Annotated in this window: 20 protein-coding genes and 1 tRNA gene; 13 read left to right on the top strand and 8 right to left on the bottom strand. The window is 61.8% G+C overall.

Annotated features, from left to right (window positions below):
- Positions 1–118: 118 nt before the first annotated feature.
- The 3 genes from HKD27_RS12905 to HKD27_RS12915 all read right to left on the bottom strand — a co-directional run bounded on the left by HKD27_RS12905 (position 119) and on the right by HKD27_RS12915 (position 4,369).
- Entirely contained in the window at positions 119–2,230 is a 2,112-nt protein-coding gene (locus tag HKD27_RS12905; protein ID WP_194689809.1) for a relaxase/mobilization nuclease domain-containing protein, read from the bottom strand.
- Between the two features lie 764 nt (positions 2,231–2,994).
- The gene (locus tag HKD27_RS12910) at positions 2,995–3,471 is read right to left on the bottom strand and encodes a DUF2840 domain-containing protein (protein WP_007396174.1); all 477 of its coding nucleotides are present in this window, start codon (positions 3,469–3,471) and stop codon (positions 2,995–2,997) included.
- A 298-nt stretch (positions 3,472–3,769) separates the two neighbouring features.
- Positions 3,770–4,369: a TetR/AcrR family transcriptional regulator gene (locus HKD27_RS12915; RefSeq protein ID WP_039998249.1), complete on the bottom strand. Its 600-nt coding sequence runs from the start codon at positions 4,367–4,369 to the stop codon at positions 3,770–3,772.
- Between the two features lie 90 nt (positions 4,370–4,459).
- Here HKD27_RS12915 and HKD27_RS12920 point away from each other — a divergent pair, with 90 nt between their 5' ends.
- The gene (locus HKD27_RS12920; protein ID WP_039998250.1) at positions 4,460–5,695 is read left to right on the top strand and encodes an FAD-dependent monooxygenase; all 1,236 of its coding nucleotides are present in this window, start codon (positions 4,460–4,462) and stop codon (positions 5,693–5,695) included.
- Here the strand turns inward: HKD27_RS12920 and HKD27_RS12925 are convergent.
- On the bottom strand, positions 5,671–6,519 hold the full coding sequence (locus HKD27_RS12925; RefSeq protein WP_007396177.1) for a helix-turn-helix transcriptional regulator: 849 nt from the start codon (positions 6,517–6,519) through the stop codon (positions 5,671–5,673). The genes HKD27_RS12920 and HKD27_RS12925 overlap by 25 nt on opposite strands.
- Positions 6,520–6,613: 94 nt before the next feature.
- On the opposite strand from HKD27_RS12925, the gene HKD27_RS12930 reads away from it, so the two are divergent.
- The 6 genes from HKD27_RS12930 to HKD27_RS12955 all read left to right on the top strand — a co-directional run bounded on the left by HKD27_RS12930 (position 6,614) and on the right by HKD27_RS12955 (position 11,013).
- Positions 6,614–7,501, top strand: coding sequence for an SDR family oxidoreductase (locus HKD27_RS12930; RefSeq protein WP_194689810.1), 888 nt, complete (start codon positions 6,614–6,616; stop codon positions 7,499–7,501).
- A 25-nt stretch (positions 7,502–7,526) separates the two neighbouring features.
- Complete coding sequence (locus tag HKD27_RS12935) at positions 7,527–8,552, top strand: aldehyde reductase (RefSeq protein WP_194689811.1); 1,026 nt, start codon at positions 7,527–7,529, stop codon at positions 8,550–8,552.
- 136 nt (positions 8,553–8,688) lie between these two features.
- A complete protein-coding gene (locus HKD27_RS12940; RefSeq protein ID WP_194689812.1) occupies positions 8,689–9,261 on the top strand; it encodes a hypothetical protein in 573 nt (190 codons plus the stop codon).
- A gap of 399 nt (positions 9,262–9,660) precedes the next feature.
- Complete coding sequence (locus HKD27_RS12945) at positions 9,661–9,930, top strand: helix-turn-helix domain-containing protein (RefSeq protein WP_166112764.1); 270 nt, start codon at positions 9,661–9,663, stop codon at positions 9,928–9,930.
- Positions 9,931–10,288: 358 nt separating this feature from the next.
- Positions 10,289–10,639 carry a hypothetical protein gene (locus tag HKD27_RS16495; RefSeq protein WP_228518517.1) on the top strand — a complete coding sequence of 117 codons (351 nt, stop codon included), beginning with the start codon at positions 10,289–10,291 and terminating at the stop codon, positions 10,637–10,639.
- Positions 10,640–10,668: 29 nt separating this feature from the next.
- Positions 10,669–11,013 (top strand): hypothetical protein, encoded by a 345-nt coding sequence (locus tag HKD27_RS12955; RefSeq protein ID WP_228518518.1) that lies wholly within the window; start codon positions 10,669–10,671, stop codon positions 11,011–11,013.
- A 45-nt stretch (positions 11,014–11,058) separates the two neighbouring features.
- On the opposite strand, the gene HKD27_RS12960 is transcribed toward HKD27_RS12955, so the two are convergent.
- On the bottom strand, positions 11,059–11,247 hold the full coding sequence (locus HKD27_RS12960; RefSeq protein ID WP_112209847.1) for a hypothetical protein: 189 nt from the start codon (positions 11,245–11,247) through the stop codon (positions 11,059–11,061).
- Between the two features lie 80 nt (positions 11,248–11,327).
- Between HKD27_RS12960 and HKD27_RS12965 the strand changes: the two genes are divergently transcribed.
- The gene (locus HKD27_RS12965) at positions 11,328–11,885 is read left to right on the top strand and encodes a phosphate-starvation-inducible PsiE family protein (RefSeq protein ID WP_112209845.1); all 558 of its coding nucleotides are present in this window, start codon (positions 11,328–11,330) and stop codon (positions 11,883–11,885) included.
- Between the two features lie 465 nt (positions 11,886–12,350).
- Here HKD27_RS12965 and HKD27_RS12970 read toward each other — a convergent pair whose 3' ends face one another.
- Together HKD27_RS12970 and HKD27_RS12975 are read right to left on the bottom strand one after the other, a co-directional pair.
- Positions 12,351–12,833 carry an Hsp20 family protein gene (locus HKD27_RS12970; RefSeq protein WP_112210156.1) on the bottom strand — a complete coding sequence of 161 codons (483 nt, stop codon included), beginning with the start codon at positions 12,831–12,833 and terminating at the stop codon, positions 12,351–12,353.
- A 35-nt stretch (positions 12,834–12,868) separates the two neighbouring features.
- Positions 12,869–13,150 carry a hypothetical protein gene (locus tag HKD27_RS12975; protein WP_112209841.1) on the bottom strand — a complete coding sequence of 94 codons (282 nt, stop codon included), beginning with the start codon at positions 13,148–13,150 and terminating at the stop codon, positions 12,869–12,871.
- A gap of 160 nt (positions 13,151–13,310) precedes the next feature.
- On the opposite strand from HKD27_RS12975, the gene HKD27_RS16795 reads away from it, so the two are divergent.
- The 5 genes from HKD27_RS16795 to HKD27_RS13000 all read left to right on the top strand — a co-directional run bounded on the left by HKD27_RS16795 (position 13,311) and on the right by HKD27_RS13000 (position 16,614).
- On the top strand, positions 13,311–13,412 hold the full coding sequence (locus tag HKD27_RS16795; RefSeq protein ID WP_124296136.1) for a YXWGXW repeat-containing protein: 102 nt from the start codon (positions 13,311–13,313) through the stop codon (positions 13,410–13,412).
- Positions 13,413–13,932: 520 nt separating this feature from the next.
- Positions 13,933–14,181 (top strand): hypothetical protein, encoded by a 249-nt coding sequence (locus HKD27_RS12985; RefSeq protein ID WP_010511782.1) that lies wholly within the window; start codon positions 13,933–13,935, stop codon positions 14,179–14,181.
- A gap of 108 nt (positions 14,182–14,289) precedes the next feature.
- Positions 14,290–14,553 (top strand): type II toxin-antitoxin system RelB/DinJ family antitoxin, encoded by a 264-nt coding sequence (locus tag HKD27_RS12990; protein WP_010511780.1) that lies wholly within the window; start codon positions 14,290–14,292, stop codon positions 14,551–14,553.
- Positions 14,546–14,890, top strand: a complete 345-nt coding sequence (locus tag HKD27_RS12995; RefSeq protein ID WP_006559873.1) for a type II toxin-antitoxin system RelE/ParE family toxin — start codon at positions 14,546–14,548, stop codon at positions 14,888–14,890. Before HKD27_RS12990 ends, HKD27_RS12995 begins: the two co-directional genes overlap by 8 nt.
- Positions 14,891–14,925: 35 nt before the next feature.
- A complete protein-coding gene (locus HKD27_RS13000; RefSeq protein ID WP_112209839.1) occupies positions 14,926–16,614 on the top strand; it encodes a recombinase family protein in 1,689 nt (562 codons plus the stop codon).
- On the opposite strand, the gene HKD27_RS13005 is transcribed toward HKD27_RS13000, so the two are convergent.
- Positions 16,571–16,647 (bottom strand) — tRNA-Met (locus tag HKD27_RS13005). The genes HKD27_RS13000 and HKD27_RS13005 overlap by 44 nt on opposite strands.
- Positions 16,648–16,681: the final 34 nt, after the last annotated feature.

Genomic DNA, 16,681 nt, shown 5'->3' on the forward strand with positions numbered 1-16,681 from the left:
ATTTTCCCGACGCAAGTCCCTGATTGGTCGGCATAGTACCGGGGCGTAGCCAAGCGTAAAATTGGCGGCTTTTGTCGGTGTTTGTCAGAGTTCCGGAACGACTCGTGATACTTTCCCGCTACAGGCCAAGGCCCCTGCCCCGTCCCAGTTCCCAGGAGATGCCGCCATGCTCATCCATGGAAATGGCCATCTCCTTCTGGTGCTGTCTGCCGATCTCCGGCCGCCAGGGCACCAGCGAGAATTCATGCCCGCTCTCCAGCACCGCGAAGCGCCCGCTGGCCAGATCGACCGGGCCTTTCATCGTGCCCTGGATGGTCTCGAAGCGGTCGAGGGGTCGCCATAATTTCCCCCGCTTCTCGGCCATAGCCTGCCCGACCCGTTCCACTTCCCGCCCTTCCAGCGTCGCCAGCAGGTTCTTCCGATAACGGACCATGCCCTCCGGGGTAAGGCTGGCATCGCCACGGTCGAGCAGCGCCTTTTGCCGTCTCGCCAGCGCGTCACCGACTTCGCCTCCGAACCCGGCCTCCACCCGGTCGCCCTCACGGCTTATCCCGGCCACCAGACGCCGGTCGAGCCAGGACGCCCCATCTGAGCCGATCTGCGCTTCCAGATCGAAGGCCGACAGCAGCCGCACCGTCGCCTTCGGCGCACGGGCGGCGTCATAGGCGATGGAGCGTTGCTGGAAGTCTTCCGGGATGCGCCAGCGGTCGGCCTCCAGCCGCTCCACGATCCCCGCCCGACGTAGAGCCTCCAGACGGCGGATATGCCCCTTGATCAGGTCTTCCGGGTTACCCTTGATGCTCCAGCGGTCGAGCTGCATCCGCTCCAGATGGGCGGAAGGGCGATAGATCCCATCCTCGGTATGGGTGAGGATCGCCCGGTCGGATGGGCGCGGCTTGTCGGGGACCGGGGCCGCCGCGATTTCCACGATCGCGCCACCGGGGATGTCCTCCATCTGGGCAGGATCAAAGCCGCGCAGATGATGCACCCGCCCGTCGATCCCATCGACCACCAGCGACAGCTTCTCCCCCAGTTCTTCCGTCAGGTGCCTGTCCACCAGCCGTCCCGTCACCGGCCTCTCTGGTACCTCGCCATGAAGGCGGAAATGCGCCGGGTCGCGCGTCGGCGCTGTTCCCTTGTCGCGCGCCTTCAGGGCGCGGTGCATCTGCCGCGTGATGTCGTCGCGCTCACCGAGATTGCGCAGACGCTCTTCCAGCCGGTCGTCGAGCGTCCATCTCCCCGGCTCCGTCTGGCTGGCCAGTCCCATGCGTTCAAGCTTCGCGAGGCGCGACAGGCGCAGCCGCCGGTCCACCAGATCGGAGGTCGGCGTCTCAATGCCGGGGCGCATGTCGAGATGGTTTTCTGTTGCCTGATCCAGCAGGGCACGGTCGAGGCGGGTGAAGCGGCCGCGGTCGATCTCGGTTTCCAGCTTCTGCCGCTGCTCGATCTCGGACACGGGACCGAGTTCCAGCGTCGCGAATTCGGAGGCGCGTTCGCGAATGCCGTGGGTGATGTAGCCGCCATCGATGACGAGGTCTTTGCCCTGGTCGTCGCGGCCATTGACCACGACATGGACATGGGGATGGGCGGTGTTGAAATGATTCACCGCCACCCAGTCCAGCCGTGTGCCGAGATCGGCTTCCATCCGCGTCATCAGGTCGCGCGTGAAGTCCGTCAGATCGTCCAACCGGTCGGCGTCTTCCGGTGAGACGATGAAACGGAACTGATGCCGGTCGTCCGCACCGCGTTCGAGGAAAGCTTTCGCATCGACGCGGTCGGTCTCCGCACCATAGAGGACGCCACGCTCGCCGTCGCGGGACGTGCCATCGCGCTGGATGTAGCGCAGATGGGCGGCGGCCCCGCCTCCCTTCCCGGCCTGACGCACCACACGCGCCTTCACGGCCACACGCCGGGAACCAGGAACCTGATGCCGCCAGCCGGCGATCCCGCGCGCGCGGACGAAGGACGCGCCCCGCCCGCGTCCCACGCCACGGGTGGAACCGGAACGCGCTGCGCTCCCCGAACGCGAGGTCTCACCAGACCCGGAAGAGAAGCGGCGGCCACTGCCGCCGCCTGCCCCGCTGCCGCCCCTCTTTCCAGGGTTCAGCGATTGCCGACGAACTTGGGTGCGGATGCCCGCCAGAAAGTCGGCGCGACCGCGCGCAGCACCGCCCTTCGAGCGGATGCGTCCCGGTCGGGGACGGAACGCGGTGTCGTCATCCTGCGCCATGGCCAGACCTCACGGAAACCGGGCTTTTCGGGAAGGAGTGCCGTCAGAAACGGCGGGAAACCCTCACTCATGAAAAATGACGGCTCAGACACCAGAAATCCAGAGTGCCACTCGAAATATCCCTAACCCCATGTGCAGACAGAGAAAACCGCAGGTCAGGACCGGCTGGAGTGCCGGTTCCTTTAATCTTGCCCTCACGTTTTTTCCTCTTTTCGGCCCCTGAATTCCACTTTTCCGAATCTGATGGCCACTTCCAGCCTGACCAGGGGACTGGCAAAACCTGCCACAGATTGCCTCCCGACACCACGCGAACAGGATGATGACACGCTGCGCCGCGACCTGTTTTCGGTGCGTCTTATGACATGCCGTGAACACGTCAAAGTCATGCGCCGGACACGATCGAAAGCGACATCCGCGCATGACTGGGGACCGTCAAACTGGCGACACTTCCCGCGACGATGACCCATCGGTCAGCCTGCGTTCGTCGTGCATCCGGACCGCCTGTCCACCACATGCGGGTGGTGTTTCGGATGCGGGAAAACTCGTGTCACTGAACACCGGATCGTTCGTCGAAAGGGTGTTCGAAGGAGCGCCAAAGGCGACCGGAAACAGATGCGGCGGCGCAGCCGACGCCTTCCGCTCGCGGTACGGAGTGCCGCGTTGTCCCGGCCAAAAACCGATGCGACAGGAGTATGGAAAAGCGGGCCGGAAAGAGGAGGAAAAGGCACGGGCAAACGTCAGTCGGCCAGACGCGGACAGCACGCTCACTGCAACGCGCGACGACGCAGCCATGCCCGATGCCGTGCTTTGGTATAGGGATCGGGCTGCTGCCGTGCCTCCAGCCGATGGTGTAGGTGACGCCAGTAATCGGGACTGACTTCGACCGGATCGATGTCCTGCGCCTCGACCGCGTCGATCGCTTCCAGCACACGCTGGACGCGCGGCCATGAAGTCTGGTGCAGCAACACCTCGCCGCCCGGTCGCACGCATGGGACGGTCTGGTAGTCTTCGCCGGAGCCGACCGTGCGCACGATGTCAATGTGCGATTCAACCGTGCCATACTCGTTGGCGGCCCAGCGGACGAAGGCGAACACGCTGCCGGGCGCGAAGCTGAGCATGCGCCGTTGACGGTCGAGGATCGTGTCCGCGACCGGCCGCCCGAAGCGCAGCCAGCGTTCGACCTGTTTTTCGATCCACGTCAGTTCGACCGTCGTGATCAGGCCGGACGGATCGTCGGTCATCGCCTCTGTTTCCTCTTCACGGCCTACTCGTGCGCCAAAACGGGCATTGTCGACAATCTCAGCTACGAAAGCACCCCGAGTTTTACGACCATGTTCCGTGAGGCTCTATAAATCTCCCCGGGCCAGCACCTGGCGGAACGCCACAGGTATCTTTGACAGTCGTTTGAACCGGAGCATGAAGAACGAAAGATCAGGAACCTCATGCATAGATTATCAATCTCGTGTCGGTTTCACGAAGGGTAAATCTCTCTGTTTTGATACAGGAATGGGATAAGAGTCATGAACATGTGGCCTGTTGTCACATCTGGGAACACGACTTATCGCGGCGCACCAATGGCAGGAAGATGTCATCGACGATCTGGCGGATGGCGTCGTCAGAGAGCGGCTGGAACGTCATCATCATCTCATGCCGGGCCAGATCGAGCGGAAGCGATGCGATCCGGGGTGTAAGACGGGCTGGGTCGATCTCGCCCCGTTCGATGGCCCGGCCGATGACGGCATGGAACTGGCTGCCGTCCACGATGCGCGCCCGTATGTCGGCGAAGCTCGACCGTTCGGCGACAAGATCCTTCTGCATGTCGAAGAGCAGTTGCAGGTCCCGCGACCCGGCGCGATCCGACATGCACCGGAGAAGAAGGCAAAGTTCCTCCCGCAGACTGCCCTTATCCGGAATGACGATATTGGCCTGGGCGAATTTCTGCGCGAGTGCGGCCGCCGCGAGCGCCGTGCGGCTCCGCCAACGCCGGTGCAGCACCGGACGGCTGGTTTCCGCACGGCGGGCGACATTCTCCATCGTCAGCCCTTCATAACCGCGTTCCATTACTTCGGCCCAGGCGGCCTCAAGGATCGCCTCTTCCAGCGCCGCACCGCGTCGACGTGTCCGCCCTCGAACTCTCATGGTGCTCCATTAAGATGCATTGCGAATCTTATTGCTTCTCCTCGCGTGCCCTATAAGATGCGCGAGGAATCTTATCTATGAGTGGATATCATGAGCACGCCAACGATTCCAGCGGGTCGCCGATCCGTCCTCATTTCCGGCGCCAGCATCGCGGGACCAGCGCTCGCCTTCTGGCTCGATCGTCATGGGTTCGACGTGACGGTGGTCGAGCGGGCACCGACGATCCGGACCGGCGGATACCCGATCGACGTGCGCGGCACGGCGATCGACGTGGTCGAGCGTATGGGCCTGCTGCCCTCGATCCGCGCGGCCCATATCGCCTCCCGCGCGATGACCTTCGTGGATGGAGCTGGAAAAATCATCGGCAGCGTGCCGATCTACGAGGCGATCGGCAGCGACACCGACCGCGATGTCGAACTGCCGCGCGGCACTCTGGCAACGTTGCTCCATGACGCGACCCGAAACGGTGGCGTCGCGTACCGTTTCAACGACTCACTCGACACCCTCCATGATGACGGTGAGGGCGTCGATGTCGGGTTCGCCAGTGGCCGGCAGGCACGATACGATATCGTCATCGGCGCGGACGGGCTGCACTCACGGACGCGTCGTCTGGTCTTCGGCCCCGAGGAGCCGTTCAACCATTCCCTTGGTTTCTGCTTCAATCTCTTTTCCATGCCAAACGACAGGGGCCTGTCGCATGGCGGGATCGTTCATGCCGAGCCAGGACGCACGGCCGGTATCTGGGCGGTTCAGGACAGCCCAAGGGTCTTCGGCTTTCTTGCTTTTGCGACGGAGGAAGCGCCGGTGTCCGCCAGTCGTGACGCGCAGGAGCAGATCCGGCGTACGCGGGAAGCCTTCGCCGGCATGGGCTGGGAGGTTCCGCGCATGCTCGACGCGATGGCGCAGGCTGATGATCTGTATTTCGATTCCGTCAGTCAGATCCGCATGCCGCACTGGTCGAAAGGGCGAGTGGCACTGGTGGGCGATGCCGCGTTCGCACCGTCGTTCCGGTCAGGCCAGGGCACCAGCCTGGCGCTTGTTGGCGCGTATGTGCTGGCAGGCGAACTGGCCACCCATGACAACCCGGAAGATGCGTTTGCCGCTTATGAGCGTGTTGCGCGGCCCTTTGTCGAGGCGAACCAGGCACTGGCGACCGCTGACAATGGGGCGTTCTTCCTGCCCAGGACGCAGAAGGATATCGAGACGCGCAACCGGATCCTCGCCGAAATCGAGCGGAACGGAGCGGTCGGCGTATTCGATGACACTAAACAGGCGGTGCATAGCGCATTGCGTCTGCCGGACTACGCGTCGGCTTCGCTACGGTAAGACAGGACGGTTCTGAGCTTGTCGGCGTCGGCCGGTGTCGCGGGATTGTAGACGACCAGGGTCAGGTCCGGCCGGCCATCGACCGAGAATGTCGAGTGTTCGAAGGCGAAGGGGCCGAGGACTGGGTGATCGATGTGCTTGACGATGTCGGTGGGTGCCTCGGTGACGCTGTTCTCATGCCACATCGTACGGAATTCGGGGCTGAGCCGGCAGAGTTCCGTTACCAGGGGTGTGATCTCGTCCGCTGCCCCGGCGCGCGTCGTCTCGATCCGGAAGGCGCCGACTACGTAGCGTGCCATGCTGTCCCAGTCGGTTTGCATGGCGCGGGAGCGCGGGTCGAGGAAGATGATCCGCAGGATGTTGCGTTCCGCCGGCGGCAGGGCGCTGTAGTCCCCCAGCATGATGGTCGCCGCCCGGTTCCAGGCCGGCACATCCCAGGTCGCGGTCCGGATCAGCGCCGGACTGGGATCCAGTGCGTCGAGCACACGTTGAAGGCGCGGTGTGACGCTGCCGCTCCTGCGATACCGCGCATCGGGCGGCCGACCGAGGCCGAGCAGGAACAGATGCTCGCGCTCGACATCGGTCAGCATCAGGGCGCGCGCGATCCGGTCCAGCACGTCGGCAGACGGGGCTCCGCCGCGCCCTTGTTCGAGCCAGGTGTACCAGGTCGGGCTGATGTTGGCCCTCTGCGCGACCTCCTCGCGCCGCAGGCCGGGCGTGCGGCGACGTTCCAGGGGAAGGCCGAAGGCGACCGGATCGAGCCGTGCGCGGCGGTCCTTCAGCCAGGTGCCGAGCCGCTTCTCGACGTGCTGGTGTTCGTTCATCCTGTTAGTCTTTATAATACGATAAAGTCACTACTTTAACAGAATAGGGCATGGACCGAGATTTGTCTTCATCTGAAAACGGGAGACTTAGCTCATGCGTATATTCGTCACCGGCGCCACCGGATTCATCGGGGTGCCGACCGTAAGGGAACTGATCGCCGCCGGCCATGAGGTACTTGGTCTGGCCCGTTCGGAGGAAGGGGCTCAATCGCTCGCCGCCATCGGCGCGGACGTGCTGCACGGGTCGCTCAATGATCCCGATATCCTTCAAAAAGGCGCATCAACGTCGGACGCCGTCATTCATCTGGCCTTTATCCATGACTGGTCGAATTTCGCGGCGAGTTGCGAAACGGATCGTCGCGCCATCGAGGCAATCGGGTCCGCGCTTGCCGGCTCCAACAAGCCGTTTCTTGCCACGGGCGGTCTGGCGGGATTGGCCCTTCCGGGTCAGGTGGCGACCGAAAAGGATGTGATTCCGTTGGATTTCCCGTTCCCGCGCGTGTCCGAACAGACAGCGCTGGCGCTGATCCCGCAAGGTATCCGTGCTTCGGTCGTGCGTCTGCCGCAGGTCCATGACCGGGCCAGGCAGGGGCTTATCACGCCGCTGATCGAGACGTTCCGCCAGAACGGCACCTGTGCCTATGTGGGCGATGGAAGCAATCTCTGGCCGGCGGCGCATGTTCTGGACGTCGCCCGCCTTTACCGGCTGGCCATCGAGAAGGGTGCGACGGGTGCTGCCTGGCATGCGGTGGCCGAAGAAGGTGTGGCGATGCGCGATATCGTCGAGACGCTCGGCCGCCGTCTGGAGCTGCCGGTCCGTTCCCTCTCAGCAGACGAGGCACCCGCCTTCTTTGGGCGCTTCGCGATGTTCGCAGGCTTCGACATGCGGGCCTCCAGCGCACTGACGCGGCAGGTATTGGGATGGGAGCCGACCGGTCCGGGACTGATTGCCGACCTTGCACAGCTCGAGATCGCGAACTGATGTCTGTGGGGAGGGACGAGTTTTCATGAGCGCAACAGGAACGGTGCTGGTGACGGGCGGCACAGGCTATGTCGGGGCGCGATGCATCATCTCACTCCTGGAACGTGGCTATACCGTCCGGACCACGGTGCGAGACCTTCGCCGGGAAGCCGAACTGCGCGCCATGATCGCGAAGGAAGTCGATCCCCGCGACCGGCTGCATGTCTGTACCACCGACCTTACTGCCGACCGCGGCTGGGACGAAGCCGCGAAAGGCGCGCGCTACGTCCTTCATGTCGCCTCGCCCGTGCTGGTGCGGGCGCCGAAAGATCCGGACGAGCTGATCAGACCAGCCCGCGATGGCGCAGCCCGGGTGCTGCGGGCCGCGATCAGGGCGGGCGCGGAGCGTGTGGTGATGACGTCGTCCGTGGCGGCTGCAAGCCGCAGGGTCGGTGGTCCGGACTGTGAATGCGACGAGACCGTGTGGACCGATCCCGACGCCCCCGATGTCGATGCCTATACGCGCTCGAAGACGATCGCCGAGCGCACGGCCTGGGAGATCATCGGGGCCGAAGGCGGGGCGACCACGCTGGCCGTCGTCAATCCGTCGGTCATTCTGGGACCAGTGCTCGGACGCGACTTTTCGCCGTCCATCGGGCTCGTCCAGCGGTTGCTGGCGGGCAAGGTGCCGGGCCTGCCACGGCTCGGCTTCGATTTCGTCGATGTGCGCGATCTTGCTGATCTGCATCTTCGGGCCATGACCAACCCGGCGGCGGCGGGTCAGAGATTCATCGGCGCGGGCGAATTTGCATGGATGGCGGACATTGCCAGAGTCCTGAAAGCCGCGCTTGGGCCGGAGGCAGCCAAGGTTCCGACGCGCGCCTTACCGGATTTCGTGCTGCGCCTTGTGGGCTTCTTCGATCGCGATCTCGGCGCCATGAACGGCTATCTCGGGCATAAATATACCTACTCTTCCGCCAAGGCGCAGTCCGTCCTCGGCTGGAAGGCCCGGCCGCTGGAAGAAACGGTCGTCGATTGCGGCCGTAGCCTGATCACGATCGGAGCCGTTTGAGGCCCTGTCACGATACACGCTCATACCCGGATCAGACGATCAATGCAGTCTTCCTCCACCTCTTGCTGGCGCTATTTACCCAGCCCATATTCCTGCCGTCGTCCGACACTGCTTAACAGACACGGAGGATTCCAAAATGCATTTTTCTCGTATGATTCAGGCCGGCGCCTTTGTTGCTACACTGGCCTGCTGCGCGGCTGCACTGCCTGCGCAGGCTCAGGATGCGTTGCGCGTCGTTGATGCACGGGGACACCAGATCGGTATCCTGGTCCCGGTCCAGGGCATCGCGACGACAGCGGCACTGCCTGATATCGACATGTTCGAGGCCGTTGATCGCATGATGGCACGCAATATGGCTCTCATGGAGGCGGTCGATCGGACATTGGGCTCGCGGCTGGACGGCGTCCTGCGCGCCGTTCCGGCTGTTGGTCATGACCTCCCGAAACAGAGCATGTCCTGGCAGCGTTTCGAGGCGGTCAGCACCGGTGGACCCACCGCCTGTACGCAGACAATCACGATCACATCAAACGGTCAGGCGGCGCCAATCGTTCATGTGTCACGCACCGGAAGCAAGTCCTGTGCCGCGCTCCCCGCGTCGATGGCAGTTGACAATCCCGGAGGTCAAAAGACTGGTTCCACGGCTCTGACGCCCGCCGTCGAGACGCGGACGGAAGTCCCGACAAACGGATACGCTGGAAGCGCTCTCTAAGACAGGTGGTGGCCGGAAAACCCCGAGCCACCATCATAGAAGGAAAATATATTGATTTTCTGCGATCATCGCTATGACGGTTAACGAAAATCAACAAAACCCATGTAATTTCTGTCTGCAACACCGCCACAGAAAATAAATACAAATAAAAATAATAAACTTATTCATGAAAAAAATCTGCATTTCGTGCCCTCTTGACGAGGCAGGCATCTCTTCCAATCTTGCTTTCGCTGGACGCCATCGGGTCCGGCATAGGCTCTGTGAGCCAGACAACTGAAGTCCATGTTGCTTTAATCGGAGGATGTGGATGTCGACGCTGAAAGGACTTTATTCCCGCTATCGCCGCTCCCTGCGCACAGCCGCCCGGAGATGGCGCAACCGACTGGAGGGAGGCGTATCATGGTAACGCGCCCCCTTTTCGGAGACGATCCGCTCGCTCCGCGTGCCCTCTCCGTGCTCCGCCGCCTCGGTCATGACGGACGTGGCGTGACGCTGACGTCTCTGGTGGCCCATACCGGTATACCGGGGATCAGACTTCGCTCCACGCTGGAACGCCTGGTCCAGGCTGGCGCGGTCGCCCCTGCCGGGTGTGATCCCCTGGCTTCTGATCTCGCGTTCCGTCTCCCCATGCGGGCAAGAGCCGCACCGCCAGTTCCGGTCGCGGCGTAAGGCACTGACCGCGCCGGGTAGATCAGCAACGCCTTCTCCGAGCGGAAACGCCGTCTTTTCTGGAACGACCGCACGAATGAGAGGGTGGAGCGGGGCCTTCCATCGGAGGCCCCGCGTCTCTGAAGGTGAGGTCGAAAGCAGAGAGAACAGGGAGATGTCGAGTTTTATCCATTTTCTCAACCTGAAGGCGCTTCAGGACTATTGGAATAACCATCCTCCCGTGCCCCGTTCACGGGGGACAATTCGGCCAGTTTGGTCGCACTCCGAGGGAGACACTGAGCAAGCGGAACAGACGGCCAAGCAACCTCTGCGCCTTCGGCAGAGGGAGAGACCACACGTCGCTGTCGGTCTCGTCCTCATGCTGCTGGTCGGAATGGCCTCGCAGGCATCGGCTCATGCGCCGCATGATGTGCTGTCGTGCGAGACAGAAAAGCAGCCGGTGAACATTCCATCCATGCCACTGGCCCGCGCCATCGAGATATTGGGCCGGCAGACCGGGTGCCCGGTCCTTGTCGACCCGATCCTTATGGACGGCCGGACCTCGGCAGCCGTCAAGGGCGCCTATACGCCTCAGGCCGCCCTCCTGCATCTGTTCGGGTCCGTGCATGTCGACGTCACCGCCACTGTTTCGGGCTTGAGCGTCAGCCCTCTGGATGCGACGGCTCTGATATCGGGCGACACGCGGGCCGGCCTGAGGACTGCATCATGACTCTTCGCGCGGACAGGCCGAACAGAATTATGTCGCTTCCGACCGTTCAGATCGACACAGAACTGGCGGTCCTGCTGGCCGACTATCTCGGCGACCAGGAAAAAGACCAGGGATATGACGGCCTCATGCGTCGGGCGGCTGACCACCGGATTTATGATCGGATTTCTCGCTGGAGAACCGCGTCATATCCGGAAGCGACGACCGTCGCCGTGGTCAGAAGACTCCTGCCTGTCGCTGACCGCACGCACATGGCCAAGGCCCTGGGCTGGTCGTTGGGAGACCTCGAAAACCAGCTGACATCGGCCTTGCCAAAGGCCGTGCGAGATCATGCCAGAACATTGTCCTGTCGCCTGCCACGCTGGCAGCGGCTTTGAACCGGATGTGCGCCGGAAGGGCCACGAGCCCTTCCGGACACTGATTCAATCCGCATGGGGGTCCGCATCCACATCCGAGGGATCGAGCGGTTCGACCAGTCTTTCCTTGTCCGGATCAATTGGTGGCTCCTCTTCGTCAGGCGCCGGACGCGGGCGCTGTTCCTTCTCCGGAGAAGGAAGCGGAGGCGGTTCGAACGGGCGGTGAGCGCCCATGATCTGTAACGTATCCTGCATGGGGTATTCTCCATCACGGAAAGAAAAATCAGACCCAGGACGTGGGAACTATAACTCAATTCATAGATGGGAAAACGGCTATGGAAGACCTCTCCATGAAACGTTCCTGGCAGAGCAGGGACTGGTCTCGTTTCATCAAGCTGTTCAGGGGCCTGACATTCTACGAGCGTTTTGAACAGGCGGTCATTCTGACCCTGATTGCGCTCATCATGCTGGTCACCGCCATCGCGACGATTCATCTGATCGGCGCGGTATGGCATCTGGTCGTCGATGTCGGAATCGATCCGATCAACCAGACGGTCTTCCAGGCGATTTTTGGCGCGATCTTTACTGTTATCATCGCTCTTGAGTTCAAACACTCCCTGCTGGTCGTTCTTGCCCAGCATGAGAACGTCATCCGGGTGCGGACCATCGTCCTGATCGCCCTCCTGGCGATTGCCCGCAAATTCATCCTGCTGGATCTGCATGATGTGACTGCCATGGAACTGTTCGCTCTCTCGGCGGCTGTTCTGGCGCTGGGCGTCGTCTACTGGCTGGTCCGCGAGCAGGATGCGCGTGTCGCGCGCGATGCCAGGGAACAGGCGCATCTCGAAGATAATCCTGCGGCCGGCTATGAGCCTGAACGGTCTTCATCCTGAAGAATCGAGGTAAAGGCGGTCTATAACGCCGCCTTTACTCAATCCCCACTACGTCCCGTGCGATGAGGACGTCTTCTTCGCCGTCTCTGACCCTGACGGTGCCAGATGATCTGTGTCGATGGGCCGGAACGGCGGAATGGGTTGTCCGGGATAATAGACCGGCCCCTTGTAGTTCTGATCCAACTGGCTTGCGTTCAAGCTGTCGACCAGCATATCACCTGTGCCGTCTTCGTAATGAGTGCGAGCCCCGGTTTTGGGGATTGTGGACGTTCCCTCAGTCGCCCTCGCATCGAACGATGTTGCAGCCGTCCGGACAATATCACCAGCATGTGCGACCGACTGGCTCAGTAGAGACAAGCCCAGAGCAGCGCACGACAGAGATATTTTCATCCTCTTCATGCTCATGACCTTTCGAGATTCTTCCCCGGCCGGATGAATGGCCGGGGAAGAGTTTTCGTCACGCCATCAGGCTGCCTCTTTCCGCACCTCGATCTGGGGCACGGCTTCCTCCGCACGTGTTGTAGAGGACGTAATCGCGATACGACGCGGCTTCATCGCTTCGGGTATCTCACGTTTCAGGGTAATGGACAGAAGTCCGTTCTCGAAGTGCGCACCGGTGACTTTCATATGCTCGGCCAGATCGAAGCGGCGTTCGAATTCTCTGCCCGCAATACCCCGATGGAGATATTCGGCGGCGCTTTGCGGCTCCAGCGCCTTTCGTCCTGTCACGACAAGAGTATTACGCTCCTGTGTGATCGTAAGGTCATTCTCGGCAAGTCCGGCAACCGCCATGTCGATCCGGTAATCATCCTCACCGGTCTTGACGATATCGTAAGGCGGCCAGTTATCGACCGTCGGAATCCGGCTGGCGAGATCAAGGGCATTGAGCATTCTGTCAAAACCCACGCTCGAACGGAACAGGGGAGCAAAATCAACGGTGGCTCTCATAGCCATATCCTCCTTTGAGCAACATGGACACAAGATCAAAACTGATAGTTCTGTCTGCCGACCCCTTCGGCGGCCGGCAAATTCAATCTGGGAACTCCGTGCATGGTGTCAAGAGGCATCAAAAATGCAGAAAGGCTGGTTTGGGCGTCCTCTATCGTTCGCGTTTTCATTGCCTGCGCGTCTTCGCGAGTGAGACGGACCCATGCCCGTTTCACGAGCATCGTGCTATAAAGCATCATCGCGTGTTCAGAGTGGACCAGGACAATGCCTGATAGCATCAGATGGAAGTTGCGGGCCGCGGCTTTCGCCGCGACCATGCTGAGTGCCGCTCCGGCGGAGGCCAGGCCGTGGATTTATGCTGGACCTCCAGTTGTCGTTCCACCACCAGTCGTGGTCGCGCCGCCACCTCCGCCTGTCGTGATTGCACCGCCTCCCCTCACGATCATTCACCCCCCACCACCGGTGCCACCCTACGAAATGGTGCCATTGCCACGCCGAGGCTATGTCTGGGAGCCGGGCCGCTGGTTCTGGACTCCGCGCGGCTACATCTGGCGGAGAGGCTGGTGGCGGCGCTGGTGAACTCTGCCGTCTATGATGTCGCGAAGACCCGTTGAACTCTTGCATGCTTTCCGTGATAAAGAGCCTCGCGTAACGGAGGGGAACCTCTACCAACGCGAGCGACCACATCGCGTGCAAGTTGGGCCACGCCCAGCACGGCGCTCGGCTCACCTGGTCTCCAGGCGGCGTTTTGGGGCAGAAAAACCAAGGGGCTTACCTGCCCCGTCACGATCCGGCCCGATGGTAAAAGCAGGTGTAGCAACGCCGTGAATTACGCGGCGCTCAACTGACGATTCCGTGCTTCTGACGCCTCACCTCATTCACAAAACCCTCAGAATAATTAATAGTTATTCATCATATCACCGAATGTTCTGCTTTTGTCGTCCGCCGGATTACGCCCGGATACGCCAGAGTACGCACACGCCGACAATTGCCGACACCAGTACTATTGTCCCACCTCAAAAGTACAATGTGCTCGCCTTGAAGTATTCGTTTTTTATGCCCCATGATCTGGTTCTCTCCAGACGGAAAAGGCAGGACGATGACGGACAAGGATCGCACGGCGACGACTGGGCCGATCGCGCCGGCCAATGATAACAACCCATCGGGAACCTCATCCGATCCGGCGATGAAAGCGCGGATGGACGAACTGGTATTCATCCTCGCCAGGATGTTGGGACGCCAGATCGCCCGCGAGGAATTCGAACGGCGGCTGGGTGAGATTGACACCGCCAACGACAACGATCCGTCGGGCCGCAGTACGGCAAGTCGGGAGGAACCGGATGAATGATGCCTGTCCTATCCATGGGACCATTTCAGGGAGGCCGGTATCACCCACTTTTGCGCTTCCTCTATTCGTACAAATGTATTACGTTTGTCATGCAATCAGGAGGAAGCCATGTCCGCCGTGACGTTCCGTGTCGATGACGCCCTCAAATCCGCCGCTGTCGCCAAACTCTCCGCGCACGGCCTGTCTCTCTCCGACGTCCTGCGCGATACCCTGGCCTATATCGCCGAGACCGGCCAGCCACCGGTCAAGCGGCGGCTTGTGACCGACGAAGATGCAAGGCTGATCGAAATCGTCCGAGAACGCCTCGCCGATCCCGCCCCCCGCCACCGCATGACGCTGGCGGAACTCAAGGCCCGCCATCCGGATGACTGAATACGCGATCGAATTCGATGATCGCGCACTTCGGGAATGGGACGGGCTTGACGGCAGCATTCGCAGGAAGTTCGAGAAAAAGCTCGAAAAACTGGTTCTGAACCCGCATTCTCCCGGTAACGAACTGCACGGCGATCTCGCGGGATTCTACAAGATCAAACTGCGCCAGGACGGCTACCGCCTCGTCTATCAGGTCGTGGAACAGCGGATCGTCATTTTTGTCATCGCGGTCGGACGCCGTGAGGACAGCGAAATCTACACGACGGCAACCGGGCGCATCCCGGAGACGCCAGCCGACCGGATAAAACAGCCCAGCGGCAAAAGTCGCAAAAGGTAAAGCTTACGAAAAACCACCTGTGGGGAAAAGCCGCCATGACCCGTGTCGCACTCTATGCTCGCTATTCCTCGGACAACCAGCGGGCGGCTTCTATCGAGGACCAGTTCCGCCTCTGTGAAGAGCGCGCCGCGCGCGAGGGCTGGCAGGTGGTCGATTACTATCGCGACGCGGCCATCTCCGGGGCCAGCATGATCCTGCGTCCCGGCATCCAGACCCTGCTCCGCGACGCCCAGGCCGGGCAGTTCGACATCGTGCTCGCTGAAGCCCTCGATCGCGTGTCCCGCGACCAGGCCGACGTCGCCACCCTGTTCAAGCGCCTACAATTCGCCGGCGTCACTATTGTCACCCTGGCGGAGGGCGAAATCAGTGAGCTTCACGTCGGCCTCAAGGGCACGATGAACGCGTTGTTCCTCAAAGACTTGGCCCTGAAGACCCATCGCGGCCTGCGCGGCCGGGTCGAGGCGGGTAAATCCGGCGGCGGCCTGTGCTACGGCTATCGCGTCGTGCATCAGATGGACGTGCGAGGCGAACTGATCCGGGGCGACCGCGAGATTGACGACGCACAGGCGGAAATCGTCCGCCGCATCTTCCGTGAGTTCGCGTCCGGACGCAGCGCGCTTGCCATCGCCGGCCGCCTGAACGACGAAGGTATCCTCAGCCCCACGGGCGGCAAATGGAACAATACCACCCTACGGGGCAACGCCCTGCGTGGCACTGGCATTCTGAACAACGAGCTTTATATCGGCCGGCTGGTGTGGAACCGGTTGCGCTACCTGAAAGACCCGCAGACCGGCAAGCGCGTGTCCCGACTCAATCCGCAATCGGAGTGGATCGTCACCGAGGTGCCGGACCTACGGATCATGGATGATGATCTCTGGCAGGCCGTCCGTGCCCGGCAGGCGCTGATCGCTGAGAAGAGCGTGAACATCAGTGCCGGCATCCGGGCGTCGATCAACAAGCTCAATGGCCAGCGCCGTCCAAAATCGCTCCTGTCGGGGTTGGTGTTCTGTGGGGTATGCGGCGGTCCCTGCTCGATCCGGGGCGGCGACCGATTCGCCTGCTCCACCCACATGGACAACCGCTCCTGCACCAACAGGACCACGATCCGTCGCCCGGAACTGGAAGACCGCGTGCTGTCGGGTCTCAAGGACCGGCTGATGACGCCGGAAGCCGCCGCCGAGGCGATGCGCGCTTATGTGGAAGAAACCAATCGCGCCAACCACGAACGCCGCGCCAGCACGGCCGGCTGGCAGACGGAACTGACCAGGCTGCGCAAGGGGCTGAAACAGATGCTCCAGGTGATCGAGGATGGCGGCTATACGCGCGGCATGGTCGAGCGCATGCGCGAAATGGAGGCCCGTGAGGATGAACTGGTCGCTATGCTTGCCGCCCAGCCGCAGGACGTGCCCGATATCCATCCCAACGTCGCCGGGATCTTCAAAAACAAGGTCGAACGGCTGGCGGAAACCCTGAACCATCCCGAGGACCGTCAGGATGCCTCCGAGGCCATCCGCGCGCTGATCGAGAAGATCGTGCTCCATCCCGGCAAGGGCCGGGGCGAGATGCACGCCACGCTCCATGGCGAACTCGGAAACCTGCTGGATTTCGCCGCCTCACGCGGTCAGGGGACCAAAAACACGAACACTCCCGGAGCCAGGGCTCCGGGAGTGTCGGTATCAGTGGTTGCGGGGGCAGGATTTGAACCTGCGGCCTTCAGGTTATGAGCCTGACGAGCTACCGGGCTGCTCCACCCCGCGGTGGTGTGTGATGATGTTGGGGATTTTTTGTGGT

The sequence above is a fragment of the Gluconobacter sp. R75690 genome (assembly GCF_015244525.1).
GTDB lineage: Bacteria > Pseudomonadota > Alphaproteobacteria > Acetobacterales > Acetobacteraceae > Gluconobacter > Gluconobacter potus.

What these genes read in the sequence shown, in the direction of transcription:
- HKD27_RS12975 (WP_112209841.1), bottom strand. Translation starts at nt 13,150, where the DNA reads ATGGTCGCGGCGAAAGCCGCGGCCCGCAACTTCCATCTGATGCTATCA.
- HKD27_RS12930 (WP_194689810.1), top strand. Translation starts at nt 6,614, where the DNA reads ATGCGTATATTCGTCACCGGCGCCACCGGATTCATCGGGGTGCCGACC.
- HKD27_RS12990 (WP_010511780.1), top strand. Translation starts at nt 14,290, where the DNA reads ATGTCCGCCGTGACGTTCCGTGTCGATGACGCCCTCAAATCCGCCGCT.
- HKD27_RS12985 (WP_010511782.1), top strand. Translation starts at nt 13,933, where the DNA reads ATGACGGACAAGGATCGCACGGCGACGACTGGGCCGATCGCGCCGGCC.
- HKD27_RS12945 (WP_166112764.1), top strand. Translation starts at nt 9,661, where the DNA reads ATGGTAACGCGCCCCCTTTTCGGAGACGATCCGCTCGCTCCGCGTGCC.
- HKD27_RS12995 (WP_006559873.1), top strand. Translation starts at nt 14,546, where the DNA reads ATGACTGAATACGCGATCGAATTCGATGATCGCGCACTTCGGGAATGG.
- HKD27_RS12905 (WP_194689809.1), bottom strand. Translation starts at nt 2,230, where the DNA reads ATGGCGCAGGATGACGACACCGCGTTCCGTCCCCGACCGGGACGCATC.
- HKD27_RS16795 (WP_124296136.1), top strand. Translation starts at nt 13,311, where the DNA reads ATGGTGCCATTGCCACGCCGAGGCTATGTCTGGGAGCCGGGCCGCTGG.
- HKD27_RS12960 (WP_112209847.1), bottom strand. Translation starts at nt 11,247, where the DNA reads ATGCAGGATACGTTACAGATCATGGGCGCTCACCGCCCGTTCGAACCG.
- HKD27_RS12935 (WP_194689811.1), top strand. Translation starts at nt 7,527, where the DNA reads ATGAGCGCAACAGGAACGGTGCTGGTGACGGGCGGCACAGGCTATGTC.
- HKD27_RS12940 (WP_194689812.1), top strand. Translation starts at nt 8,689, where the DNA reads ATGCATTTTTCTCGTATGATTCAGGCCGGCGCCTTTGTTGCTACACTG.
- HKD27_RS12970 (WP_112210156.1), bottom strand. Translation starts at nt 12,833, where the DNA reads ATGAGAGCCACCGTTGATTTTGCTCCCCTGTTCCGTTCGAGCGTGGGT.
- HKD27_RS12955 (WP_228518518.1), top strand. Translation starts at nt 10,669, where the DNA reads ATGTCGCTTCCGACCGTTCAGATCGACACAGAACTGGCGGTCCTGCTG.
- HKD27_RS12965 (WP_112209845.1), top strand. Translation starts at nt 11,328, where the DNA reads ATGGAAGACCTCTCCATGAAACGTTCCTGGCAGAGCAGGGACTGGTCT.
- HKD27_RS12910 (WP_007396174.1), bottom strand. Translation starts at nt 3,471, where the DNA reads ATGACCGACGATCCGTCCGGCCTGATCACGACGGTCGAACTGACGTGG.
- HKD27_RS12925 (WP_007396177.1), bottom strand. Translation starts at nt 6,519, where the DNA reads ATGAACGAACACCAGCACGTCGAGAAGCGGCTCGGCACCTGGCTGAAG.
- HKD27_RS12920 (WP_039998250.1), top strand. Translation starts at nt 4,460, where the DNA reads ATGAGCACGCCAACGATTCCAGCGGGTCGCCGATCCGTCCTCATTTCC.
- HKD27_RS13000 (WP_112209839.1), top strand. Translation starts at nt 14,926, where the DNA reads ATGACCCGTGTCGCACTCTATGCTCGCTATTCCTCGGACAACCAGCGG.
- HKD27_RS16495 (WP_228518517.1), top strand. Translation starts at nt 10,289, where the DNA reads ATGCTGCTGGTCGGAATGGCCTCGCAGGCATCGGCTCATGCGCCGCAT.
- HKD27_RS12915 (WP_039998249.1), bottom strand. Translation starts at nt 4,369, where the DNA reads ATGAGAGTTCGAGGGCGGACACGTCGACGCGGTGCGGCGCTGGAAGAG.